Origin of the sequence: Desulforhopalus singaporensis (assembly GCF_900104445.1) — a bacterium.
Classification (GTDB): domain Bacteria; phylum Desulfobacterota; class Desulfobulbia; order Desulfobulbales; family Desulfocapsaceae; genus Desulforhopalus_A; species Desulforhopalus_A singaporensis.
The window spans coordinates 107669-133981 of the sequence record NZ_FNJI01000012.1; the positions used below are offsets into that span (position 1 = coordinate 107669).

At 42.9% G+C, this 26313-nt stretch carries 19 protein-coding genes; 10 read left to right on the plus strand and 9 right to left on the minus strand.

Features of this window, described 5'->3' with window-relative positions:
- Nucleotide 1: 1 nt before the first annotated feature.
- From BLQ17_RS10230 to BLQ17_RS10250, 5 genes are all read left to right on the plus strand, one after another.
- Nucleotides 2-709, plus strand: a complete 708-nt coding sequence (locus tag BLQ17_RS10230) for a prepilin-type N-terminal cleavage/methylation domain-containing protein (protein ID WP_092222485.1) — start codon at nucleotides 2-4, stop codon at nucleotides 707-709.
- Nucleotides 699-1151: a prepilin-type N-terminal cleavage/methylation domain-containing protein gene (locus BLQ17_RS10235; RefSeq protein ID WP_092222487.1), complete on the plus strand. Its 453-nt coding sequence runs from the start codon at nucleotides 699-701 to the stop codon at nucleotides 1149-1151. Before BLQ17_RS10230 ends, BLQ17_RS10235 begins: the two co-directional genes overlap by 11 nt.
- A gap of 19 nt (nucleotides 1152-1170) precedes the next feature.
- Entirely contained in the window at nucleotides 1171-1797 is a 627-nt protein-coding gene (locus BLQ17_RS10240) for a PilX N-terminal domain-containing pilus assembly protein (RefSeq protein ID WP_092222489.1), read from the plus strand.
- 50 nt (nucleotides 1798-1847) lie between these two features.
- Nucleotides 1848-7439, plus strand: coding sequence for a pilus assembly protein (locus tag BLQ17_RS10245; RefSeq protein WP_092222491.1), 5592 nt, complete (start codon nucleotides 1848-1850; stop codon nucleotides 7437-7439).
- Between the two features lie 223 nt (nucleotides 7440-7662).
- On the plus strand, nucleotides 7663-8163 hold the full coding sequence (locus BLQ17_RS10250) for a hypothetical protein (protein WP_143005479.1): 501 nt from the start codon (nucleotides 7663-7665) through the stop codon (nucleotides 8161-8163).
- Here BLQ17_RS10250 and BLQ17_RS10255 read toward each other — a convergent pair.
- On the minus strand, nucleotides 8144-9538 hold the full coding sequence (locus tag BLQ17_RS10255) for a sigma-54-dependent transcriptional regulator (protein WP_092222495.1): 1395 nt from the start codon (nucleotides 9536-9538) through the stop codon (nucleotides 8144-8146). The two genes, BLQ17_RS10250 and BLQ17_RS10255, sit on opposite strands and share 20 nt — an antisense overlap.
- Nucleotides 9539-11071 (minus strand): sensor histidine kinase, encoded by a 1533-nt coding sequence (locus BLQ17_RS10260; protein ID WP_092222497.1) that lies wholly within the window; start codon nucleotides 11069-11071, stop codon nucleotides 9539-9541.
- A 532-nt stretch (nucleotides 11072-11603) separates the two neighbouring features.
- Here BLQ17_RS10260 and BLQ17_RS23410 point away from each other — a divergent pair.
- The 5 genes from BLQ17_RS23410 to BLQ17_RS10285 all read left to right on the plus strand — a co-directional run bounded on the left by BLQ17_RS23410 (nucleotide 11604) and on the right by BLQ17_RS10285 (nucleotide 18312).
- Nucleotides 11604-12104 carry a prepilin-type N-terminal cleavage/methylation domain-containing protein gene (locus tag BLQ17_RS23410; protein ID WP_281180523.1) on the plus strand — a complete coding sequence of 167 codons (501 nt, stop codon included), beginning with the start codon at nucleotides 11604-11606 and terminating at the stop codon, nucleotides 12102-12104.
- Between the two features lie 75 nt (nucleotides 12105-12179).
- The gene (locus BLQ17_RS23415) at nucleotides 12180-12608 is read left to right on the plus strand and encodes a type IV pilin protein (RefSeq protein WP_092222499.1); all 429 of its coding nucleotides are present in this window, start codon (nucleotides 12180-12182) and stop codon (nucleotides 12606-12608) included.
- Between the two features lie 98 nt (nucleotides 12609-12706).
- Nucleotides 12707-14896 (plus strand): STT3 domain-containing protein, encoded by a 2190-nt coding sequence (locus tag BLQ17_RS10275; protein WP_176761173.1) that lies wholly within the window; start codon nucleotides 12707-12709, stop codon nucleotides 14894-14896.
- Nucleotides 14877-17147, plus strand: a complete 2271-nt coding sequence (locus tag BLQ17_RS10280; protein ID WP_092222503.1) for an STT3 domain-containing protein — start codon at nucleotides 14877-14879, stop codon at nucleotides 17145-17147. The genes BLQ17_RS10275 and BLQ17_RS10280 overlap by 20 nt, the downstream gene beginning before the upstream one ends.
- 94 nt (nucleotides 17148-17241) lie before the next feature.
- Complete coding sequence (locus tag BLQ17_RS10285; protein ID WP_092222505.1) at nucleotides 17242-18312, plus strand: glycosyltransferase; 1071 nt, start codon at nucleotides 17242-17244, stop codon at nucleotides 18310-18312.
- 46 nt (nucleotides 18313-18358) lie between these two features.
- On the opposite strand, the gene BLQ17_RS10290 is transcribed toward BLQ17_RS10285, so the two are convergent.
- The 7 genes from BLQ17_RS10290 to BLQ17_RS10320 are packed head-to-tail and all read right to left on the minus strand — an operon-like array spanning nucleotide 18359 to nucleotide 25773.
- On the minus strand, nucleotides 18359-19063 hold the full coding sequence (locus BLQ17_RS10290) for a CatB-related O-acetyltransferase (protein ID WP_218121755.1): 705 nt from the start codon (nucleotides 19061-19063) through the stop codon (nucleotides 18359-18361).
- On the minus strand, nucleotides 19053-19937 hold the full coding sequence (locus BLQ17_RS10295; protein WP_143005481.1) for a hypothetical protein: 885 nt from the start codon (nucleotides 19935-19937) through the stop codon (nucleotides 19053-19055). Before BLQ17_RS10295 ends, BLQ17_RS10290 begins: the two co-directional genes overlap by 11 nt.
- Nucleotides 19937-21184 (minus strand): lipopolysaccharide biosynthesis protein, encoded by a 1248-nt coding sequence (locus BLQ17_RS10300; protein WP_092222511.1) that lies wholly within the window; start codon nucleotides 21182-21184, stop codon nucleotides 19937-19939. Before BLQ17_RS10300 ends, BLQ17_RS10295 begins: the two co-directional genes overlap by 1 nt.
- Nucleotides 21185-21213: 29 nt before the next feature.
- Nucleotides 21214-22227 carry a class I SAM-dependent methyltransferase gene (locus tag BLQ17_RS10305; RefSeq protein WP_092222513.1) on the minus strand — a complete coding sequence of 338 codons (1014 nt, stop codon included), beginning with the start codon at nucleotides 22225-22227 and terminating at the stop codon, nucleotides 21214-21216.
- Complete coding sequence (locus BLQ17_RS10310; RefSeq protein ID WP_092222515.1) at nucleotides 22224-22901, minus strand: acylneuraminate cytidylyltransferase family protein; 678 nt, start codon at nucleotides 22899-22901, stop codon at nucleotides 22224-22226. The genes BLQ17_RS10305 and BLQ17_RS10310 overlap by 4 nt, the downstream gene beginning before the upstream one ends.
- A gap of 33 nt (nucleotides 22902-22934) precedes the next feature.
- A complete protein-coding gene (locus BLQ17_RS10315; protein ID WP_092222517.1) occupies nucleotides 22935-24833 on the minus strand; it encodes an N-acetylneuraminate synthase family protein in 1899 nt (632 codons plus the stop codon).
- On the minus strand, nucleotides 24826-25773 hold the full coding sequence (locus BLQ17_RS10320) for a GDP-mannose 4,6-dehydratase (RefSeq protein ID WP_092222519.1): 948 nt from the start codon (nucleotides 25771-25773) through the stop codon (nucleotides 24826-24828). The genes BLQ17_RS10315 and BLQ17_RS10320 overlap by 8 nt, the downstream gene beginning before the upstream one ends.
- Nucleotides 25774-26313: the final 540 nt, after the last annotated feature.

A 26313-nucleotide genomic window follows, 5' to 3' on the forward strand; every position in this document is an offset into this window, starting at 1 on the left:
TATGAACACACATAACAACAGAGGATTCACATTCGTCGAGTTGATGCTCTCACTAGCCATGTCGGGCATTATAGTTGCTGCAGTCTACTCCGCGTTATCACTCCAGCAGAAAAACAGCATTGCCCAGGAACAGGTTCTGGAAATGCAGCAGAACATCAGGGTGGCGCTTCTTACCTTATCTAAAGAGTTGAGAATGGCCGGTTATGGCATAGATCCGACTGACACTCAGATTTCAAGCGCGACCAGATCGCAACTGGTTTTCCTGACCGACGAGGATAAAGACGGCAATGTTACCTCAATCAGTTACGGGTTTTCACCGGCAGATGACGTCGATGGGGATGGTGTTGTCGATGGCGGCGGGACAGCAAGCTTCAGGAGAAAAGTTGGCGCGGGAGGCTGGCAACCCGTAGCGGACCACATCGAGGCTATAGAATTTTTTTACTCAGGAGAATCTGTAAACACTACATCACCTGCGGCAGCAGATTTGCCCAAAATTCGCTCGGTAACGGTTTCAATCCTGTCCAAGGCAGACAATTTCGACAAGAACTATATTAACGACGGCAAAATCTATACGTCGTTTTCAGGAACCACCTGGGATCTCAACGGCAATGCCACCGACACCGGCCAGCCAACCACGGACCACTTCAGAAGAAGACTGCTGATAACCAGCGTTGATCTACGAAATATGGGGATAGAAAGTGAACATTAAAGAACAGGATGGATTTACACTCATCGAGGTCGTAGTTGCCCTGGGGGTTCTCGCCTTCGGCATTCTCGGCATGATCGTCATGCAGTATTCCGGAACCAAGGGAAACATGACTGCCGATACTATAACGACCGCTGCCATGCTCGCAAGCGACCAGATCGAGCAGATTTTTCGTCTGGATTACGATGACGCCATCATTACCGACACTTCAGGAGGCAATGTCACGGTAGCACTGGCCGGCCTGGATGACACCGACTCGCCAGCCGCAGATTACTCCACCACCACAACGGTTGCCGGGGGAACATACAATCTCTATGTAAATACAGCTGAAAACTACCCGATGCCCGATACCAAGACGATCCGGGTTATCGTTTCGCGGCTTGAGCGGGGAACCATAAGAAATGTGACCTACAACTACATTAAGGCCAAGCGAATTGAAAATTAATATCCAAATGGACTTTACTATGAAAGCAATAAAGACTGATAACGGATATGTCCTCGTACTCTGCATGCTGATACTTCTGATTCTCAGTATAATCGGCATAGCCGCGGTCAGAAACACCAGTGTCGAACTGCAGATCGCCGGTAACGACAATCTGTCGAAAAAGACTTTTTACAACGCAGAAGCGGCAGCAGTGCTTGCAACAGAAATCCTGGAGCAAAACCTCAACTGCCCAGCCGGTTTCAGTGGCTCCGGCGGAAGCGTCACCCTCAATGGCCCGGACGTTACAGTTTATGCTGACGCTTTTGGCGATTTCGCCTTCTATTACAACAACTACCCATGGACTACAAGTGAGTGCAATCTGACCAGTCCCGGATCACCAACCATAACTTATCCGGATTCAAATACTATTGACGAGGGGCTGGGGTACAGCAAAATGTATGTTGGCGGGATAGTTTCCATGCTTCCGGGCGGCTCCATCCAGATGGCTGCAGGTTATGAAGGCAAAGGAAAGACGTCTGCGGGAGGAGGCAGCGCACGGCTTTATGATATCGTCTCCGTCAATAATGATACGAGAAACTCGGAGTCCACTGTAGTCTTCGGATGGCGTCATGTGGTCGGCGATGAAGATCCTGATTGCAAATATTAATTACACCTGAGACAACTTGACGGATTTTTTTCAGATACCGGGAGAGTGATATGAAGTCAAAAAAATATATTTACAAATATCTTGCCGTAGCCGTTGCGTTAGGAAGCACCCTTCTTTGTTTTACCCCTTCCCTGTTCGGCTACAATATCCTGACCAAAGGAACGGCAACCCCACCGTTTCTTACACTGGACGATGAAAAGCCGAACTTGCTGGTCATGATAGACAACTCGGGAAGCATGCTCGACCTTGCCTACAAAGACGACCCCAACAAATGTACCGACAACACCTTCGATCCAACTAAACATTATGCGGGTCTTTTTGATACCGGCTGGGTCGTAACGGCAGAAAACGATCCCACAACCGATACTGATGACCAGTATGGGTATGCACCTAAAAAATGGTATCGTTGGGACAGCACCAATAATTATTTTGTCGAGGTCCCTTTTACTCTCATAGACAACAACTTGGATGGTCAATGGAACCCTGCTGACACTTTTGTCGATGCAAATAATAACGGTAGTTGGGATTCAGATCCGGCTACCAATATAGAAGAAATCTTAATAACCGACTTCAATCAAAACGGCGAGTGGGATGGCGCGGAAACTTTTGATTTACAAGACACCGACAACAACGGCGTTTGGGACAATATAACCAATTCACTCTCCTCTTCCAACAACTTGTACATCTCGTATTCGGACGAAACACATACCGAAGCCAATGTGGTAGTAAATTTCACCACAGACAGCAGCGGAGCTTTTACCGGTGTGACAGATTTTGTCGCCACAGGCGAATTTCTCAACTGGCTGTCAGCCTCAAAATTTGATATCCAGAAAGAGGTCCTTACCGGCGGAAAGTATGACAGTGAGACAGAGCTGCTTATAAGCGAAGGTAGAGGTTGTGCGGCAAAGCCCTTTGTCAAGGAGACAGGTACCACAGGCCCGGCTGGAAACAAAGTAATAACCTTTTCCATTCGAGGCTTTGATGCAACCGAGACAATCGACAACCTGACCAGGATCGCCATAATTGGAGTAAGCGACGGAGGCTACATAGGCAGTACGAACAATGTTGGCTGCGAACTTGCACTTGCAGAATATTCCAGTGAAAGTGCCAGACTGGGACAATTGCAGCAATATATCGCCGACTGCCTTTACTATGACGGAACCAACAATGTTCTTGCCGAATCAAATTCTGCCTATAACCAGGGCGTCCAGGAATGTTGGTTCATCAGCAAACATCCTGAACTGTTCCCCAATCAGTGGCTGGATCTCGGACAGGTGAGTGAAGTAGAAAATTCGTGCTATAATATATATCAGAACGGCGTATTTCCTGCGGGTATATCTCCTTACGACAGCGGCTATCTTTGCTATGGTGTACAGGCAGACAACGTTAGTGAACCAACGGTTCCCTATCAAGGCTATGTGGGGCGCTGCTGGTTTCCCGGCAATATAAGCGGAGGCTGCAGCCGCACAGCTTGTCCCGAAGATCCATACGATTACAGCATCAATCATGAAATCTGCCTCAACGACGGCTATCTCTATGAATGCAACTACAACTACGAAGAAAAGCCAAACGGTGAGATTAACTGTAAAAACGGACCAAACAAATCAGCCTGGGAGCCAGTATTAACTCCATTGATTGCCGGAACCGATTGCTCAGGAGTTACCTTTGACTCACCCGGATGGCTTCCGGACCCACCTGAGGACAAACAGGAGTGTATCCAACACGCCTTGTGGGATTACTGCAACGATCTTGAAGTTGCAGAAGTTATCGATACATCCGATCTTGCGCTTGGAACTGAAGAGCCGGAACGAACCTGGGGAATTGTAGGGGCACTTACCGATGCGTCAATCTATTCTTTTTTCGGTAATGATGAACCCCTATTCACCATGAAGGTTAATATATCGACAACTTCCCCTCCCAAAGGACTGCTCGACAGCGAAGCAGCAAAAGATCTCCGCATCGGAGCGATGGCTTTTATTGACAACGGCTCAGAGACGGAATGCGGACTTGATGACGGCAGCAATACCATTGTTAAGTACTGCCCCGACACCAATGGAGATGGAACATATATAGTCACAAACATTGAAGACGGTGGCAACATCGATCATATCAACAGTTTAAAAAATGCCATCAACCTTACAGAAGCCAATGCCTGGACCCCGCTCGCCGAGGGAGTTTATAACGCATTAGGTTATTTTGCGCAGGACAGCAGTCGCTGGATTTCAAGCCCCAACAACCCTTGGGAACCGTTGTCTGAAGAGCAGAAAGCACATTTTCTTGATCCCTGCCGAGACAAGTACCTGCTTCTCATAACCGAAGGGGCATCAACCGCGGACATAAGTCCGACGGTAGCTACTTTTATAAACTCGCTCGATGCAGCCGATAACGATGGAGATACCGACCAGCAATGCTCCGGTGATCTCCAGGGTTCCACCTATCTTGATGATCTCACATTTTACGGCAATCAGAAGCAAAACATCTTCACCTATATAGTCACAACAGGTACCCTTCGCGATGACCTCACCGGCAGCGAGTGTAACCCGTACACCATAATGAACGAAGCTGCGAACAACGGTGGAACATCCCTTATTGCCGGAGAAAATCCTGAGGACCTTGAGACAAATCTTTACCGTATATTCAACGAGCTGAGACAGAGAAGTTCGTCAGGCGCGGCCGCATCCGTTGTTTCATCATCCAGAAGCGGTGAAGGAGCCGTCTATCAGGCTATCTTCTGGCCAGAGTTAACCAAAACCCAAGCCATAGACAACACGGAGACAAGGTACACTGTAGAATGGGCAGGTGATGTACGGGCCCTTTTTATCAACGACGATGGTTTCCTCTTCGAGGACAGCGATAACAACAGGGTACTCGATGAAGAGACCGACAAAAGAGTCATCCTCTATTTTGACACCGAGACAGGCGAAACAAAAGCATGTTATAACACCTCGATCTACGATACTGGCATATGTGACGAGAGCACCAGCCTTGATAATGTCCAGTTCCTCTGGAGTGCCGGGGAGTGGCTGGCCGACGAATATTTTGACTACGGATCGTCAGAGCCCGAGTTTCAGAAAAACAACAGATCTGATCATATCTCATCAGAAATAAGGAGACAGATTTTCACCTGGAACGATGTTGATGATGACGGTATAGTAGACTCTTCCGAGTTTATTCCCTTTACCGCGAATTCACTACTTTCCCTTGCAAATAACGTCGACAGCTCCAGATCTTCCCTGTATACCGATTTCGATGTAGAATACCGCACTATCAATGGCACTCGCCAGGAGAGAACCGCTGACGAAAAAGAGTCAAAACTCGCTGACATAGTCAACTGGATTCGCGGTATTGACAGGCTCAATCCTCTGGATATGGACGGCAATGTCACTATGGTTGATGAGCCTTCGCTAAGAAGCAGACAAATACCTAATAAAAATGGTGCGTTGGTCACCTGGAAAATGGGTGATGTCATTAATTCAACCCCGATGGCTGTAACAGCCCCTGCAGAAGCGTACAACCTGCTCTATAACGATAAGAGTTACGCCAAATTCCTCGCGAAGTACAAGAACAGAAGACATATGGTTTACTTTGGCGCAAACGATGGAATGTTCCACGCCGCCAATGGCGGATTCTGGATAGACAAAGATAAAAAATTCTGTCTGACTGAACCGGAAAACCGCATTTGCGACGAATCAGACCCATCTTCTTCGTTTCCCCAGCTTGGCGCAGAAATGTGGGCGTACGTTCCCTACAACCTATTGCCCCATCTGCAGAGTTTGACCAGTCCCGACTACGAGCACAAATATTTCGTCGACTTGCGGCCCCGCATTTTTGACGCGCAGATCTTCTCGGCAGAAGCCGCATGTGCAAGTGATCCAACGAGTGATACCTATAAAGACTATTGTATTCATCCGGAGGGTTGGGGAACCATCATTGTTGGCGGGATGAGACTTGGCGGTTACCCGATAAACGCCAGTGATATTGACGGATCCAATGTAAACGATCTCAGGCAATTTACATCCTCATACTTTGTTTTTGACATAACCAACCCGGAACAGCAGCCCGTGCTCCTCGGCGAAGTAACCCGGCACCGTGACGACGAACCGTTCAAGGACGAAAACGGTAACGGGATTTGGGATAGTGGAGAGCCATTCACATGGGATGCTTCATGGAATAGTGAGCGTACGATTACGTCCCCTGATTACAAGCATGTCGATCTCGGTTACTCAACTACTATTTCGACCATGATCATCATGAAGGAATCTGAAGCTACAAGCGGAACAACTACCAACTCCTGGCACCTGGTAATTGGTTCGGGCCCTCACGGTGCCGAGGCCATGAGGGGGGTAAGCGATCAGGAACCAAAACTGGTCGTCATCCCTTTAAATACTTTTGACACCGTCAGTACCAATGCACTGACCTCGATGCGCATCCCTGCTCTTAGTCCTGCCGATGCAGAATCTCAGCTCAGTTATTCTGGTGGAACATTTACCCTACCGAACAGTTACGGTGGAGGTTTTGTCTCGGATCCAATAACAGTGGATATGGATATTAATCCGAGCCGGGTCGATTATATGTCCGATGTCGTTTACTTCGGTACCGTGGAAGGTTCCTTTTCCTCCGATTACAGTTTTTGGGATGGAGGAGGCTCTCTTTACAGACTCGTAACCAGAAACCCTGATTACGGCAGCACCTACAGATACCACAAATATCTTGTTGACCAGACAGTTACCACCCCTGCCGATTGGCAGATCAAGCCGATGATATCACTTAACCGTCCAATCTCTGCGGCAGCTTCAGTCGGTTTTGACGGGAAAAATTTCTGGGTTTACACCGGCACCGGCCGTTTCTGGGATAATTTTGACAAGCCGGACGACTCTCAACAGGCTTTCCTTGGCATGAAAGAACCAATGAAGCCTGATTCTATAGACAACAGGTTGTTTGAGTTAACCTTTGGTGAAATTCCCGCGCCTGATTTTGATAATGATTTTTCAATCCCTGCCAGCTCCTCCATCTTTCCTGATGCGACTGCAGAAACAGGCCAGAAAGGACTTCTTCGAGTCGACCAGATCCTTGTCCAGGAAAATCGTGCGAATCCTTACGCGGCATCATTAAGCTGTGTCGACGGAACTACAGATTGTCTGCCGTCTGGTTATGAAATTGATACGCTTGGCGAGCTCATTGAATATATCGCCGGAAAAAGCGGCACTGCACCCTATAGCAACTCCGCTGACGGATGGTATAAAGAATTCACTCCAGCGGAAAACCGTGAAAGGAACCTTGGCCAGGCGACGCTTCTCGGAGGCCTTACCACCTTTACAACCTACCAGACGTCCATTGACCCATGCGAAGGCGAAGGCAGCAGCTACCTCTACGGTGTCTATTATCAGACCGGAACCGCCTGGGGTGAACGAATTTTTGGTGACACCGGGGTAGACGAATATGGTATTGTTCAGGATAAACTCAGCTTGGGCGAGGGTCTGGCTAAAACACCCAACCTGTTTGTAAGCAGCGGCAAGGATGGTGAGGTAAAAGCTTATATCCAGACCAGTACCGGTAAAATAACCGGGATTGATCTGGAGAACCTGCCAACCGCCAGCTACTATACAGGCCGCACCAAGTGGATTCAGTGCATCAACCAGTAAAATCCATACAAGGACAGCACATTTTTTACCTTTGTGCTGTCCTTGTGTATTTTAGACACAAACTCAAACAGATATCCTCAAGTCAATGAAACTGCTCCCATTTATTACACTGCTGCTGTGGTTCGCAATTGCGTTTTGCTACCTTTTTTTCCGGGATTTTCTCCTTCAGCCATACATCAAATTTCCCGTTCTTATTGCTCTCTCAATATTTATGCCGGTCTGTTTGTGGGAACTGACAACTAAGAAAAATAGAATCTATGCCTCTGTGTTTGCAGTTCTGTTTATATTCAACATCGCTTTTCTTTCGTTTCATGCCTACCGGACCTATGCCTACGTTGCCAGCCTGGAACCATACAAAAATCAAATTCTTGACCGGAAGCTTGCACAAGTATTGACGTCTGAAAAAAACGAGGCGTCCAAGATAAAGGTTGCAAAAACTCTTTTTGCAACCCATGGAGTGGCTTTGTCATACAAATCAGAAGACGGAAAAGCAAAAGCAATTATCCCGTCAAATGAAGATGAGATTGCGTATTATACTAATAAAATGAATAACACCAGGATATCTCTTGCCAAGAAATGGGGAATGATAGCAATAGACGAAACATTGATCCTCCTGGCTATTCACGTTCTGGTATTTTCAGGATTGCTCTGTTTTCTTGTTATTTACGAACGTCCAAAAAATTTGAATGCAGCGCAAAAGAGCATTACAAATCGTATTCCTTAATTTTCTGCAACAACGAGGGATAACTGATTTCAAGTCGCTGAGCTGCCTTGGATTTATTGCCCTGTTCAGCGACCAGCGCCCTGGCGATAAGCTCTCTTTCCAGTATTCTCTTTCCCTCTTTCAAGGAGAATACTCCAGCCAATGAGTTTTCCTCCTTAGTGAAGGAACCCTGTACTATCTTTTGCGGCAGGCATTCGGTGGTCAACACCTGTCCATCTGAAAAAACAGCCGCCCTCTCAATGGCGTTTTCAAGCTCCCGTATATTTCCCGGCCATGAATAACTCTCGAAATGTTTTAAAGCCTCGGAGGAAACAGAAGTGAGTATGTGGCCAATTTTCCGGCTTATTTTGTCCAGGAAATGATGAACCAGAAGAGTAATATCTTCCCTTCGCTCCCTGAGCGGAGGCAGCTTCAGCTCTACCACGTTAAGCCTGAACAGCAGGTCCTGACGAAACTTGCCAAGCTTTACTTCCTCTGCCAGATTTTTCGAGGTTGCGGCAAGAACCCTGGCGTCTGTTGCAATGTTTCGCGTGGAGCCTAGAGGCCTGACTTCTTTTTCCTGTAGAACCCTGAGCAGTTTGACCTGCAGGTCAATCGGCAGCTCACTTATCTCATCTAAGAAAATTGTGCCACCGTCTGCAGCCTTGAACAAACCTTCCCTATCACTTTCTGCACCGGTAAACGCGCCTTTGACATAGCCGAAAAATTCGCTTTCAATGAGGTTTTCAGGAATTGATCCACAATTTACGGTGATCATCTTTTTTTCTCTACGGTTACTGAGAGAATGAATCCCCTGGGCTATCAACTCCTTACCGGTTCCACTTTCTCCCGTAATAAGCACTGACGTATCATGCAAAGCTACCTTGCCTGCCAGCTCTACGACTTTTTTAATTTCCGGACTCTCCCCAACGATATCCTTGAAAGATCGTCGCGATTCCAGCCTTGTAACCTTATCCCTGTGCGACAGGTTTTCTTCACGGATGCGCCTTATCTCTTTTGCCTTTTCCAGAACACGCACCACCTCTTCAAGCCGAAAAGGTTTGGTTATAAAATCATAGGCTCCTATCTTCATCGCTTTTACCGCGCTATTCACCGTACCGTAGGCAGACATCATTATAACGGTAACATCCGGATCGATTTCAACAGCTTTTTGAAGAAATTCAACTCCGTCCATCACCGGCATTCTAAGGTCACACAACACCATGTGGCACGGTTGTCGTCGTAAATAATCCAATCCATCAAGTCCATTATTCGCTGAAGCGACAAAATACCCCTCTTTAGAAAGCGCAGCCGTCAACATGTGAACCATGTTAACCTCATCGTCCACGACAAGGATCTTGCACAGGCTGGACGTATTTTCTCCTGATTGCTTCATTTATTTAATGTATTTACTTGTGTTCATATTTCTCGTTATAGGAACAACCAACTCCACCACTGCCCCCTTTCCATCTTTCCGGTTGGCGATGGTAATGGTCCCTCCCAACCTGTTCATGATCTCATGGGACACATAGAGCCCCAACCCCACACCCTCACCAATATCCTTGGTCGTATAGAAAGGATCAAACAGATGCTGGACACTGTCTTCATCAATACCTTTTCCTTTATCCTTAATAAGAATTATAACAGAACGTATATTGCCAGTTAACACCTTATTGAATGTCTCTATTATAATGGATTTTTCATCACTAAATCCCTGAAGCGCATCAATGCCATTGAGAACACAGTTCACAAGGACCTGCCGCAAAGGTTCCTTTTCCAAAGTTACCATGCTCTGCTCTGCTCTCAAAAAAGTTGCAATGATAGTCGAAGATACGGTTCGCTCCATCGTAACAACCTCTATTGCATCCTCTATCAGATCGTGTATATCAAAGCGCTGCACCTCGCCTATTTCCAAGCGGGAATAACCGAGCAGATGCCCAATCAATCGGTGTACCCTTTCGATTTCACTCTGAGCTTTAAGGCTGTACTCCTTCCTTTCTTTTAACTCCAGATCATTTCTCCCAAGCAGAGACAGATATCCCTGTACTATTCCTATGGGATTGCCGATTTCATGGGCCAATCCCGCAGATAGTCTGCCGACTGAGGCAAGTTTTTCCGAGTGCGTTATAATTCTTTTGCTTCGCTCAAGTTCCTTGTTTGCCTCCTCAAGTTTTGTGACGGTACTTTTAAGTTTTTGATTATCGCTCTCAATTTTACGAAACATGTTCTCCAATGTCGAACTCAAACGCCAGAACGGTCCACCATTCAACTTTCTTGAGAATTCATCAAAATGATCATCTCTAAACTTCCCAGATAGACTAAGGAGTCGATCTAGAGGCCTCAAGAGATATTTATCCATTCGGAAATAGCCGATTACTGTCAGTAAAATTGTATTTACAAGGAGATATAACAAGGCAAAGGAGATCTGCCTGGAATATTTTTCATAAACAGGCAATAGCGAATATTCAAAGGCCAGGGTGCCAATTACTATACCTTTACCGTTTTTAACTGGCAATGCACCTATCAGAGCCTCCATTTTTGATGGAAAAATATTCCATATCACACCTGCAAAACTAATTTTTTGTATATTTCCCTGTTCAGACTCAACAACAATATTGTTGAGTTCTTCCATGAAGTTGCACTTTGATGATCCATGTAAAAACTCACCTTTGGAGACATATTCTATATACAAAAACTTTTCCAAAACATCTAAATCATCGATACATGATTGAATTTCCATATCTTTTCCGGGAACACATTTTCCCTCAACCTGAAATGTCGACACATATTTTTTGACAAACGAAACCTCTTGTTTCAAATCGTATCTTATATCGAATACCAAAAGCACCATACTCTGCAAAAAAAGAGCGAATACAAACAACACAAAAAGAGTTGTTACAACATATAATTTCAGTGTAATTTCAGACATTTTCCTAAAGGGTGTTAGACCCTGTTTATAATTCGCTACAACTGTTTTTTCTCAGACATCAGAGAACCAATCATCGCATCTTACAAGAAAAAGGCACATATCAGTTTCTCAGTTATACGAATGGAGATCTCCGTTGACCAGACATCTACTTGCTGTCTCGTTCCCTCTTCCGAAACAGAAAAAAGGGCGGGTAAATCGGCCAACCTTCAAATAGCAGTGGCAGTGCATAGTAAGGATTGGACAGTCTCATAGACCACACAGTAATGTAAACAACTATTTGTTTATTAACGAACTTATTGTTGCAACACAAGCATTGACATTTTTTGTCACAAGATGCCCAGTTTTGTCACAATTAAAAGCGTATTGACCTCATGACTATTTTCCTATATCGTCTTTGTAAAACTTAACCTTATGATATAAAACATTTTATTATTGCAAACAAGATTAAGAAAGATTAGGCATGATATGTGCATAATTAAAATCGACAGTTGTATTTATCAATTCTACACCAACCCAAGAAAAGGAGATAAAAATGAAAAAAAATCAAAATCATCAAAAAGGTTTTACCCTTGTGGAATTAATGATCGTTGTGGCGATCATTGGTATCCTTGCAGCGATTGCTATTCCCCAGTATTTGAAATATATTGAACAGAGTAAAATAAAGACTTGCGCAGAAAACTTTAACATTGCAAGTTCTTTTGCAGCTGCAGAATTGAAAAAAGACGATGGAACCAGGGTCACTGGAATCATAGAGCAACTTAACGGCGGTGGCAAAAAAGACCCGTTTAATCCAACTAACGACGGTTTTGGGTCTGGAGTTGGGATATTAACTCAAGGCAACTGTCAAATTGGCTTAGCACTTTATGATTCTACTGGTGCTCTTCAGAGCGGCACGGCTGACTTCGACCTCAACACAACAAGTAATGGTGGCGACACAACTCTTACTGACATAGTCAGAATCACAGGCATCGAAGGTGGAAACGCAACTGCTGCTACTCCACAGACAGTATCGTATAATGCAGAAGTTGAGTAATTGTAAACATTAAAACAGGGCAGTAGCTAGATACTAGCTACTGCCCTGTAATTAACCTTCAAAATTAGCGAATTAATGTACAAAAAAAAATGTTCAAAAGGCTTTACATTGGTTGAAATTTTAATTGTGGTAGCGATACTGGGCATTATCGCTGCAATCGCAATCCCACAATACAACAACTATATTTCTAACACCAAGCAAAAAGCTGCGAATAACAGCCTTGAACAGTTCTCAATTCTTTTGGAAACATATAGAGCGGAAAATGGATCCTTTCCATCAGACGGTAACTACACATATGAGGAGAACGGCTCAGGATCAATTACTACAGACACAATTTCACCAACTTTTCCAGACTTTGTTCCAAGATCGCCATCAGCGCAAAAAACTTCCTTCCACTACAATGTCGAAGTGACAAACTCCGCCACGATAAATGAAAATGCTGCTGTAACTGTTACAGGGGTTGGCGATCATGCTGGTAAAAATGCATCGTTTACTTTCGAATAAATCTCCATTCACGACGTATAAACTTATACGGTTGTAAAAAGTCCTCCATCGACATCCCCTTAAACAGAGACACAGCAGAAGCTAGGAGACCCCAAAAAGTGAAACTCAAAAGGGCTCAGCTTCTCATCTCAATACTTCTTGTTTCAACAATACTTGTAGCATTTACACTTCGAATCAGTTCAATAGCCATACCAAACAACAATAACTCGATCATCCGATCCGCCTCCGGACCCATTCTTTTAAACCCAGATGGATACTATTACCTCCAGACTGCAAAAGAAATAGCATCCAGCACTTATTCAACACACGATTCAAAACGGATTTTTCCATCAGGAGTAGCTAGGCCTGCCATACCACCACTGTTATCGGTATTACTTGCAACTTTAGTGTATTTAACACCATTAAGTCTTGAATGGTGCGGCGTATTCCTCCCTGTGTTTTTTAGTTTTTTCCTTACGATTCCTGTTTTTCTCTTTTGTCGGTTGATATGCAGTTCTTTAAACAGCGTAGTAGCACTATTTTTCTGTCTAACTGCCCCAATATTTGTGATTAAAACCTCACTGGGGTTGCTCGACACCGACTGTTTAAATCTATATTTTCCTTTAATGATCAGTTACTGCTTTTACAGTTTCAGTAAACCAAACATCTTCAGCACAGATGTTAAATGGTTGTCCTTAGGTATTTTTCACATTATTCTTTTTTACTGGTGGTGGGATATGGCTCCATCTGTAGTCTGGGCATTTACCCTCCCACCTATGTTTATATCCATTATCACCAAACTGCGATATTGCTCGATAAAAATTAAATATTTTACATTATTGATATTATTCCTAATGTCAATAATGTGCTTATTTTTCTTTTCTGATTATATAATATCACTAACCAAGGATCTAACAGGTAAATTTTCATATATTACACAAGGAACCAACAAGGAGACACAATTCCCTCAAACATCACTGACAAACCTTGAACAACAATCTTATCCTTTAAATATCACACTAAAGAATCTTTCAAAATTATATTTTCTGCCTTATTTTTCTTTTATTGGTCTAATTATTATTGCATTCAAGCGTCCTCTTATTTTTACATATCTTCTTCCAATATCGGTAGTTGGTGCCCTTTCCATATTAGCCGTGAGATTCACCATTTTTCTTGTACCAGTTTATTCTATAGGACTTGCATCAGTATTGAATTGTATTGAAATTCAAGTCCCATGGAAAAAGACTTACATCGTGAGTGTAATAATTTTATTGGTTGTTTGCTCAACATTGACTTTAAAATCACCAAACTTTCACAAGCCGGTATTTTCAGGTGAGGTAATTAAAGGATTAAAAATTATAAGTCATGTCACCCCAGAAAATTCTGTAATCTATAGCTGGTGGGATATAGGACACCCGGCAATATACTATGGAGAACGAGCTACACTCGCAGACGGAGCATATCATGCCCCACTTAGGACTGTTCTTTTGGCTTTCCCTTTTGCAGCAAAAGAAAACAAACTAGCAGCCAACTATATTATTTTCATGGCTAATCGCGGTATCAGAGGTTTCCAAAAATTCTCTAACATTGCCAGCCTGGGATTCGACGAATCAATAGTATTTCTGCAAACTATCTTTACTCTAGGTCCTGAAAAATCACGGAGAATCATTTTAAAGAACTATTCAAAAATACTTTCAAGCGAATATCCCCTTCACTGGTGGTTAAATTTTCTATTTCCCCAGGATGGGCCACCAGTCTATCTTTTTCTTGAAAACCGATATTTTAAATCAAATTTTCAACGATCTCTTTACCACTATGGAACATGGAAAACTTCAGAGAGATCTGGTACCAAAACTTTACCTACTTTTGTTTTCTCAAAAGTTCCTGTTTCCTCAACCGGAGCATTAGATTTTCCTGAGATAAAAATTAATTATACGCAGGGATCATTTAGTTTTTCAAATCTCTTCACAAAAGATGTCCTTCTCCACGGAATTCAAATTCTCACATCAAAAAAAGAAGAATTCTCTTATGTGAAAGGCAATAATACAAGAACAATGACCCCACAGCTTGCGGGGAATATTACTCCAAGTAAAGTACCTCACCTCAATGCATCACAAGGAGAATATTACCTTTCTGTCTTTCCAAAGCAAAAAACTCTACTTCTACAGGACAGGAATCTTGTCGAAATGGTTATTCAAGATATGTTTTTTTCTCCCCAAAATACAAAAGGATCATATTTTGAGTTGGTTTCCGAAAGTACCCAAAACTACCAACTATGGAAGGTAACAGGTGATAAATATAAAAAATAGTCTCATTCGATCTACCAATATTGCCCCTGTCATCGCTCTTTCAGTTATCTTATGTGTAGCCTTTCTCATACGTATTGAACCAATCTCATACTGGAATACTGAGAAAGAAATATTTTTCTCAAATGATGAGCCGGTGTTGGCTAACGTCGACGGGTACTATTATTTACAATTAGCAAAAGAAATCAAGAATGATACATATTCACCAATTGACGTTAAAAGAGCATATCCCGAACACTCGAAAAGAAATTCTATTCCTTCATTGTTATCAGTAACAATTTCTTTATTCTCATCAATATTCGATACATCGCTTAACTGGATTGGGATCTGGTTACCAGTTATGTTCGGATTGTGCATATTTCTTCCGGTTCTACTGTTTTCAAATAAATTGGGTGGCTATCTTACTGCTATCGGATCTATAAGTTTTGTGCTGTTTTCACCATACTATATGTACAGGACTCGTCTTGGATGGCTCGACACTGATTGCTTGAATGTGTTTTTCCCTTTGATGGCAGCTTACCTTTCAATGTGTTTTGGACTACACAAAGATCGATTTAACTATCTTTATCTACTCTTTTTTTTATTCACAATTACACTTTTCTACTGGTGGTGGGATACAAGCCCAGCCGCCGTTTCTGTTTTATGTTTGTCACCTTTAGCCTTAACTTTTATTTTCCATTATCGTCCTGGGAAACATGAGTATTTATGTCTTCTTGGCACTTTTTTAATCTTGATAATTTTTTTGGTGGCTTTTTGGGGACTTGACAAAGCTATTGACACCTTGAAAGTGGGAGTTGACCAACTAACATATATCTCTGGTAAAGAAGGTACACTGTTTCCCAATATTGGCAGTTCAATCCAAGAACAACAAAACAACTCATTTTTAAAAACACTTCTAATTATAAGCCCTAGTTATCTGTGTCTCACGTTAGCTATTATAGGGGCAATATTGCTTTTTTTTAAACAAACACATAAATCTTTATATCTCATTCCGCTCTTTATTATAGGGTGTTTAAGTTTCTTTTTTGCAAAGAGATTTACAATTTTTTTGACACCTATATTAGCATTAGGTTTTGGATATTTTTTCCAACAAGTTCATCATATAATAAAAGTTAAGTATATTTCTTACATGATACTCATACCTAGTATCATATTATTCTGTTGGTCTTCCATAAAAACTAGCCCACCTCCTAAAAATATTTTTAATGCACAGATAATTAATGGAATGCAAAAAATTGCTGATCTGACTCCTGACGATGCTGTTATCTGGAGTTGGTGGGATGAAGGACACCCTCTTGTTTATTGGAGCAATCGTGCAACTTTATCAGATGGAATGATCCATGGTGGTGCAAGATCCTATTTTACTGCTTTCCCTCTTGCCACAAATGATCACAGGTTGGCCGCAAACTTTATGAGTTTCTATGCAGCAAGAGGTGTTCATGGGATAAATCAATTTGTAAAGGCCTCAGGGCTTAGCTTTCAAAAAGCGATGGAGGAACTCAAACACATCCTACAAAAAGGTCCAGATTATGGTAAGCAATATCTATCCACTTTACAATTGCTCCCTCATTCAGAATATTTTGATCTTTTAAAGGATATCAGATTCTATTACCCTGATGATTCTCCGCCAATTTATCTCTTTCTTGATTCAAGAATCTTAAAAACGTTCAGATGGATTTATTGGCTTGGTAGTTGGAATACTATTGACCAAAGTGGCGATAAAACTCTACCTATGATCAAAACAAAAGATGTTCAATTTACTAGGGACAATACTCCCACAAAAAGAGGACTTTACCTAGATGTCCAAAATGGCTTTATTCGTATTGATAACATCCTTGACGATATCACTCCAATAAAAAAAATAACAAATTTATCATCTGCTAATGTTTATATATTTGATCATCAACACGTTGATTTTAATTCAGCCACAGACAAAATAAATTTTTCTACTCAAATTCAAAATATTATAAATACTGACGAAAAATTTTCAAACATTGGTGAATACGAAGTAGTGCTCGATATGAGAAAAAAAGAACTCATTTTAGTAGATGGTAACTTGGCAGGCTCTATGTTGTACCAGCTTAGCACATATAAAAATTGCATTTTCTCATCATATTTCGAACCTATAAACATTGACTCAGATTTTTTTTTGGTCTGGAAAGTAAATAGTGATAAATACTCAACAACTAATAAATTAGAAAATCATGCTAGCAGAAGTGATCTTTCGGAAATAAATGTACATATTTCATATTGACGATAACCATGTATTCTTTTTTTAACTCAGACTGCATTTTGTTTCTAGAATTACACCCACACGCTCCAGTTTTGTTACAAATGACGGTGATATAATGCGAATTCTATTAATATGCAAACGATATTACACAAATAAAGATTTACTAAAAGACAAATTCGGACGCCTCTATCATTTACCTAAGCAATTGGCTAATCGAGGTATCAATGTTTTAGTTCTTGCTTTTGATTATCGCAACTCAGTAAAAAAAGAACTCACAGAAGACAACCTAATCATTCAATCCATCCCAACAACTCCATCTAAAATTTTATCAGCACCAGTACGAGTGTATTTGAAATCAAAAAATTTTTTTCCCGATATTGTAATAGCTAGCGCAGACAGTCACATAGGTCTACTAGGTTTACTCATAGCTAGAAAATTTAAAATCCCTTTTGTTTTTGACGTTTATGACTACTATCCTGCCTTTAACGGAAACAAAATTCCAGGCTTCAAATTTATATTCCATACTGTAGTGAAAAAAGCTAATCTACTACTATGCACTAGTACGTCATTAGAAAAAAAATTAATTCTCCTAAACGCCAACACGTCTCTAATACAAAATGGAGTTGACACAAATCTCTTTCACCCAATGGATATGATGAAAACTAGAGCCGAGCTAGGACTTGCACTAGATGCATTGTACATTGGTTATTTTGGCTCTATAGATGCATCGAGAGGACCTCTCCTCATCGAAGCCGGAAAGGTACTACGCAAGAAGCATCCAAAGCTGAGGCTATTGCTTGCAGGAAAAATCAAGGGTGTCAATATATCATATCCATGGATACAATACTTTGGTAACTTACCTCATAACAAAATACCAAATTTAATTAACTCTTGCGATTTAGTCGCAATCCCTTATGCAAAAACTTCTTTCAACGATTATTGCGGTGCCTGCAAAATTGCTGAATATTTGGCTTGCGGCAAGCCCATTGTCGCGACTAAAGTGTCTGACCACGAGCACTTACTTGTCGAAACTCCAGCTTCTTTATGTGATCCAAATTACGAGTCAATGGTGGACTCTTTGCAACTACAACTATTGCAAAGAAAATGTGCCACATTTTCAAAAAAATTAACTTGGACTCACATTGGATCAATTATCTATAGCGAACTAAATTTATTACAAAAATGACGACAAATATGTTTATTTTTTTGGGGATTACCGAGGACGTCACATATCAAGGATGATTTTCTTTTTTCAGCGTTTCAAAGAAGCTTTCATCATCCCTGAACAAGGTCGCGTGTTCTTTAAGCCATTCCGGCGAGTTATTCCACCATTGCATCTTCTCAAGAAATTGAATCCTTTCTTGCGGGAAACGCACTCTGATCAAACTTGCGGGTACTCCAGCTACTACCTGATATGCGGGGACATCTTTAATTACAACGGCACCGGTGGCGACGATAGCACCGTTGCCGATTTTTACACCGTCGACAATGGTGACCCCCCCTCCTATCCAAACATCATTACCAATTTCCACCGGGAGGATTTCCTGAAAATGGTTCTCATTTGCAAAAGTTACTCCCGATTGCTTCATAGTACTGTAAAAGGCAGGGTGAGTTGAAATGTAACCCCGAGATGGATGAGTACCTCCACCGATCTGACATCTGGGTCCAATAGAGCAAAATCGCCCGATTTCAGCACTGCATATGTTGCTTTCTGCGGCCACATAGGAATAGCCACCCAGTGACACCGAACTGAGATTAGTTCCCCGATAAATCACATTCGGCCCCTCAAATCTGCATTTTTTTGCTCTCGAAAGATAGCAGAGCCTTACCTTGCCATCCGAAACGAACTGCCAATAGATACGTTTTAGTAGCCAGAGTAACCATGATAGTAGAGGATTATTCAACCATTCGAGCATGGGCCATTCCTCAATATTCATTAGACCACAGGTCGTCCAGTACGATCCTAGGGAAAACCCTCAGTAAACCGCCAGTCGTAGCGTTCAATATTCGAGCCCTGCTATGGTCCCGAATGAATGTGTATTCGGAAAATATCTCGTACTGTCGCAAAAATTCCTGGGTATAGAAACTATCGCCAAAGGTTCTAGCCAACTCATTGTTTTGGTGAACACCTTTTTCATACATACGCATCTCGGACTCGTATTCGAACAATATATAATTATGATCCATCCCCAATAAGATAATTTCTGAAAACCCAAAAAAAACCGCCCAAATCAGACCATATATGGACGCCGCCCTAGCGGTCAACATCACATGATCAGCTGAAAGATATTTTTCGTTACCGTTAAACAAATTGGGATCATAACGTCGACCTGGCAAGTACCAGTATTTCCTTTGCGAATCGAACAATCCGAGTTCTTCTATAATGCTTGCTGTGCAATCTTTATAACGGGCAAGGCCAAACAACATTTCCACCCGAGGAGGCATTACCGCAGCCATGGCCTGATACCAATCCTTCCATTCCTGACGGGTCTGGGGTGGATGTGTCGGAGCCGAAAGGTAATATTTAGTTCCAGCCCCTTCAACAATCTGCGAGAAAAGGGGGTGGACGAAAAAATTATTCAGCAGAATCACGTTTTCATCGGCGAGTCTGGAAATATCTTGGCTTTTTAAGGACGGCCCACTCCCAACGATGAAACATCTCTCACCGCTATGCCTACCAGCCAGGACCTTGTTCGACTTCAGCTGTTCGGCAAAAATATGGCCTAGGTATGAAGCCCGGAAACTGTTCATCAACTCGAATAGAATTGGAGGAATCCATCTCCTGAGTATGTTAACAGATAAGATATTCATTACACGGGAATTTCCACTTTCACATTGCTAATCCGTAAGGCAAGATCCCTACGAACATACCTAGTCAGAAAAAAACAATATATCAACAAGCAAATCAGGGTACAAATTGCTAGGACAATAATTGGCGCAGCATGCAGGGATGCTATGAGATCAAACAGGCACCCCCCAATAACCAACCCAAATTGATAACGGATCATCAAAAACTGCTGGCGGGTAGACGACATATAATAGATTTGCATGTTATTTGCCGCCAGGCAGAAAGAAGCGATGGCAAGAATGCAGAATATCGGCCAGGAACTTTCATATCTGCCGACAATGTAGGTGGTTACAATCGGATAAACGATTATGGCCGCACCACATAATGCCCCCATCAAAAGGTAAAGCTCCCGATTCGCCTTCCGAATCAACTTTTCAACTTCTGGCCATTCCTCGTTGGCAACGGTACTATACAGCAACTGAGCATAGGGAGCCAGGTATGCTAGCCCAACCCCCCATATGTGTATCGCAAGGGCCGAAACGAAACCGTAGATAGCGAGATCTTCGGTGGTATAAAAGATCTTGATGAACCAGCGGTCTATGCTTCTAAACAGTAGATCTTGCCCCCAGACCAGAAATATAAAAAAACCAACGCTGTAGATTTTTTTAAGGTCGGCGGAAAAATTACGGCCTATTTTCCAAGCAATGGCATCTTTAAAGCATACCTGAATGATGGTTACGAGGGATACAGTGACCACGGCATGTCCGATAAAAAGAGCATCTATCCCTGGGTACATATAAAAGCTTACACCAAGTGCAAGCGGGCGAATGATTTCATCAATCCAGCGGATTTTGATTTGCCCGTAAAACTCCAAGTGGGCTCCCATAAGGACCTTGCAGTTCTCATGGACCTTGGAGAGTAGCAAATGCACGCCCAAGGCCACAAGCCCCAAGGCACTAACACTTTCATCACTCAGGAAAAACAGGACAAAGATAGACACAAGTTGAAGGAGTTGAGACGTAACCGCGTAACTCGAATAAAGTCCTTTGCCGGTGCCCGTTAAACAACGCAACCTTTTAGGCAACTCGACAACAATACCCTGTAGTGCCCCCAACTGAGCAATTGGGATCAGAGAGATCACCATAACTATGAAAACATAATGCCCGTATTCAGATGGAGCCAAAACCCTTGCCACGTAAAGGCTCAGGGCGAACCCCAAAATTTTTGCAAGCCAGGCAACAATCAGATTATGGGCGAGGATCATTCTCATTCCAACACTCCTTGAACGGTAACGTATCGTCATTGCCCCGATTTCTTTCTTCGCATAACAGAAAGCAGCCAGTAAGGATTCAGCCACCAGAAATAGCGGAGAACAATCAAGCTGGATAGAACCTTCATCGCTTGGCCCCCAAGCTTTTTTCGCCAGGAAGGGTTAGTAGATATCTGTCTGGGATTAATCGGTTTACGGCAAAGGAATCTAGCGTGCTCGTTGCCATTGATAATTTCGAGGCCCAAGGATTCAAGAAATAAAAAGAGTGCTTTTCGGTAGTAATTGAACACATGAGCATTCTGGAAATACATGATGGGGCGGAAGTACACACGGAATATGTTCATAACCCCAGGCACTTCCAAGAGCAGATATCCTCCCGGCTTCAAGTAATCTAGCAGGCTACTAATCTCCCGTGCCGGGGCCGGGAAATGCTCCAAGACATGGGAAAGGATCAGCAGGTCCCGGGACTCTTTGGCAATACCTGTGGAATCAATATCACCGCAGTAGAGCGTCAAGCCCTTCTCCCGACCATATCGAAGGTATTCTTGACCATAATCACATCCCCCGACCTCTTTACCAGCCTCACGAAACGAATAGAGAATGCCGCCAGCCCCACAGCCGACCTCGAACACTTTCTTAATCATGGCTAAATTGACATGGCCGCCAAGTATATCGAGCAGGAGCAGGCCCCGCTTTTTCTGTTCCTCGAAAATCTCGGCAGAGGCGTGAGATTGGCCGGAATAGATACGTCGATATTCCGAGTCGTAGAATTTAGCGGTCGACTGCTGGTCTAGGTTCGGATCGCTACGGACCAGACCACAGTGCTGGCAAAGAACAATTCTGATCGGAATACCGTATCGATCTTTTTCAGATATTAACCAGTCCCCGTTGTCGGCCATGCCCCCACAAAGGCAGGGATTGGCGACAAGTCGATACTCGCCGCTGTCCACCTTCTCGTTGAAGTCCCGGACCGCAGCTACCTGCGTTCCACTCAACTCTAGAGCGGGCTTGCCATCATTAACATATAATGGCAACAAGCTCATTTCTGTCTCTCACGCATCAAGGCCTCGCAGATGATCCAATCAATCTCTTCATCTAATTCATACGATGTCCGTTCATCATCCATTTCGAATACTGCGATCTTTCCGCTCAACCGATTCTTGGCCCTCAAGACGGCCCCAACTGTCGTTATGTAGAAGGCACCGTTCTCCACCAACACTCCGGAGAAATCCTGGCGGCGGGGGCGGAAGCGGTAGTCGTAATTCAGTGGGATTCCGTCTTCTGACCAGAGGAATTTTTTGATGCGGGTGCAGGTGAGTAAAGAATCAGCTTTCGACTCTATGAACAAGTCGAAAGCGTCATCAAGTTGTTCAGACGTAGTGAAAGGAGACGTTGCTTGGACCAAATAGAAAGGCACATCCTCTGGCAGGGGATTGTTGGCTAGGAATTCAAAAATGGCGTCCTCAGTGCTCGATGTATCTTGTGAATTTTCCAGTGATCTCCGATAAATGGCGACCCTGGAGAATTGCATATTTGTAACAACATTTGCGATCTCATCGCAATCTGTGGCTACATAAATCTTCCCCACTGTCCTTGATTCTTCCAGGGCAGCCAGGACCCACCACACTAGGGGCCGGCCGCAGAACAGCTTTATGTTTTTCAACTTAATGCTTTTACTTCCGCAACGGACTGGAACGAATGCGATTGCTTTTTTCATGTCATATAATTCCAGTGTTGGATTAGGCTACTGTTACAAAATCCCAGCATATTTCTCTAGTCTGTTCAATGCCTTATAAACTCCGGAACCTTCATAAAGATGACCGCTCCATATTTCGGGTACCCAAGAGAATTCATTGGCTTTGAGTAAAACCATCAATTTATCGAAATCAATAGTTCCGTCCCCAACCTGTACCCCTTCTCCATTATTTCCTAAGGCGTCTGAGATATGGATATGGGTGACAAAAGGAAGAATTTTTGCCGTATACTCGTTCAAATCAACATTGAATTTATTGCAGTACAAACTCGCATGACATATGTCATAAGCCATTCCGATACCAAAGTGTGAACAAAAAGTGCTCATATCGTCTTCAAGCATAAATCCATGCTGGAACCATTCCCCACCGAGATACCAAGGTCTGGGTGGCAGATTTTCTGGCAAGACATCCAGATCAGTCTTACAATATTTGAGCCGGGAGAAATTTTCGATCGCCTTCTCGGTCAGGAGAGAAGTGTTACCTATCTTGTGGTTGTCCAGAAACATACCACCTAGATGCATCACAAGTTTTGGTTTGTGCGCCGGGAAAAATTTCGCGATTTCTAGGGTCTTGTCTATAGACCTTTGTAAAATTTTAAGGGAATCATCCACTCTCTTGGAGTCATCGGAGCATAAATCCACCAATTGTCGGTCAAATATTTCCGGAGCATGCAAAACAAGCAGGCTGTCGGAACGCTCTGTATGAAAATCGACATCGAGATCGGTCTGCGAACAGTGAAACTCGATGCAAGGAGTGTTCAGTATCCTGAATTTTTCATAGTCGTGAAATCTGCATTTCACTCCCCACATTTTCTTGAACAAGAAGTGTTTCCAGTCCGATATGGGAACGATCTCCTCGAAGTCTGTTGCGTTAATATAGTGATTCTTCCTTACCGGCCGAGTGAGGGTTTTGCCGATGTATCTTTCAATCTCATGCGGAAAGAGTCCCTTGCCGGGCGACCTGAATATAATATCAGTTTTGGTAAGAATGTGCCCGGCCAACAAGTCACAGACCGGAACGGCGGACTTGGCAAAAGCCTCTTTGCAAAGCTTCTCAGCCTGATTGACCTGTTTGCCTTTGCTAAGGGCCTTTTCAAGCATCCGGAGATGAAACACCATCTCCTCCCACTCATCGGGCAGCATTGAAGCTTTGTGGTCAGGCCCCTTATCATTTTTATCGAATGTGATGTGTTTTTCGATGATTCGACAACCCATGGCGGCAGCAGCAACCGGAATAAAAGTTCCCCTCTCATGGCCGGAATATCCAACCACCGGCGCAAGTTCTTTCAAACGCTCCAGATAACCAAGGTTCAGGGTTTCGTATGATGCAGGATAGGTGGATTGGGCAAGCAGCAGTGCAAACCGAAAGCCCTCTTTGTCAAAGAGTTTTACACATTTGCTAATATCGGTCTCATTCCACATTCCCACGGAAACGAGCATGGGCAGATCATATGAGTTGCACACTCTCAACAGAGGGATGTTGGTCATATCGGCGGAAGCGATCTTGAAGGCGCTAACACCTAGTTCCGCCACAAATTTTGCTGATACGTGATCTAAAGGTGTAACGATCAGATCTATCTGCAATCGGTCACATTCTTCCCTGATCCTGCCATAGTCATCCCTACTCAACTCCACTTCTTTCAGCAAAGGTATCAGGTATTCGAAAATCCATTCGGCGCTATTGGAGTCCTTTAGAACCAGTGGCGAGTATATTTCTTTCAATTCGCGCTTCTGAAATTTAACAGCATCGGCACCGGCTTTTTTGGCAGCATGGATAAGTTTTAGAGCAGTATCAAGTGAGCCGTTATGGTTGATGCCAACCTCGGCGATGATATAAATCGCCCGGTCAGCGCCAGAATTGGTAAAAATGTCATTGATCCTACCACTATCAAACATTTTTTCTCCAGTAATTAAGAGAAGATAGAACAATATCACTCAACTGGTATTTGGTCTTAAAACCGAGATTTCTGAGCTTGGTTATGTCCGCATGCAATCGGCGGCTCAAGACATTTTCCGTCGAACAAAGATCTTCCCGATGCGAAGCATTTACATCAACATCCAGGTCAGCGACCCTGATGATCAGATCCAAAAGATCCTTAATCATTATCAATTCGCCTGAGGATACGTTATACACCTCGCCGATCTTGCCTTTCTCGAACAACAATGAATAGGCGAGGCAAGTGTCCCTAATGTCAATAAAATCCCTCTCTTGTGATAAATCACCAACTAATATCTCCGGGGTTTTAATCCCTTTTTCAATCTCTACAATCTGCTTGCAGAACGAAGAAAGAACAAAACAATCCCTTTGATCTGCCCCAGTGGTGTTAAACTGTCTAACGTAAACAACAGGAAGTCCCCGATCAAAATAGTACATCGAAGCATTATAAAGGCTTATTTTACTTAAGCCATACAATGAAGTTGCATGAAGTGGATAGTTTTCTCTAATTGCTTCCTTGTAATATTTACCATACTCACTCGCAGATCCTATGATTAAGATTTTCTCCAAGAATGCTTTCGCATCGGAGTTATGAACAATTTCAAGAAAGTCCATGGTTTTCAGAGCATTGTCCTCAATTGCATCTCTGATCTTCAAACAATTCGGAACAAATGAATTGCCATGAAGGCATAGGATGTTGGTTGGTTGAAACGATTCGATAATTTCTCGAACAGAATCTTCGTTCATCAAGATTTGTTCTACCTTGCTACTATCGCTAGAGATCATATGCTTATTAAAAATCACCTTGATTTGCCGGGAAGGATCCTCGGCAATACAGTGATTAATGTAGTTGTTCGCAATAAATCCGGTACCAAATATCAGCAATCGATTAATCGTCATTCGAAGTTCTCCCGAAACGTGTCTATACGTTTTTTAAAATGCTTTTAGGCAATGTTATAGTGAGAGATGGGAGTGAGGAATACGTTTCAGTACGTTGATAGAGTATTTCGAATTTTAGCGATCAGTCTTCAGAAGAAAGAGTTTCTACAATCTTCTAGTGTCCGCTATGGGGAGCAAGCGATACTTCACTTCTCCCTGTATCCTGTTCGAAGGTATCATATTTCTTACCAAGGCGCTACTGTTCGTTCTATCCCAACCTTTATTTTAAGTTATTGATTATGAGCTACCATTTGGAAATTGTGCCAGTCGTGATCCTGCTATAAAATAGTGGACACTGGTGTGCGACACAGTTAATTATGAGCATTTTTCTAAGAAGAATAGGGTAACACTTCACCATTTTTTGAAATTGAAAGCATGTTGTTTTTCACGAGCCAAATCTGACAGGCTGATCTGTATGCAGCGTCTGGTGTCAGATTTTTCTTTGCTTTCTTTACGATATCAATAGCACGTTCGTATATCCATAAAAACACCCCCTTTACC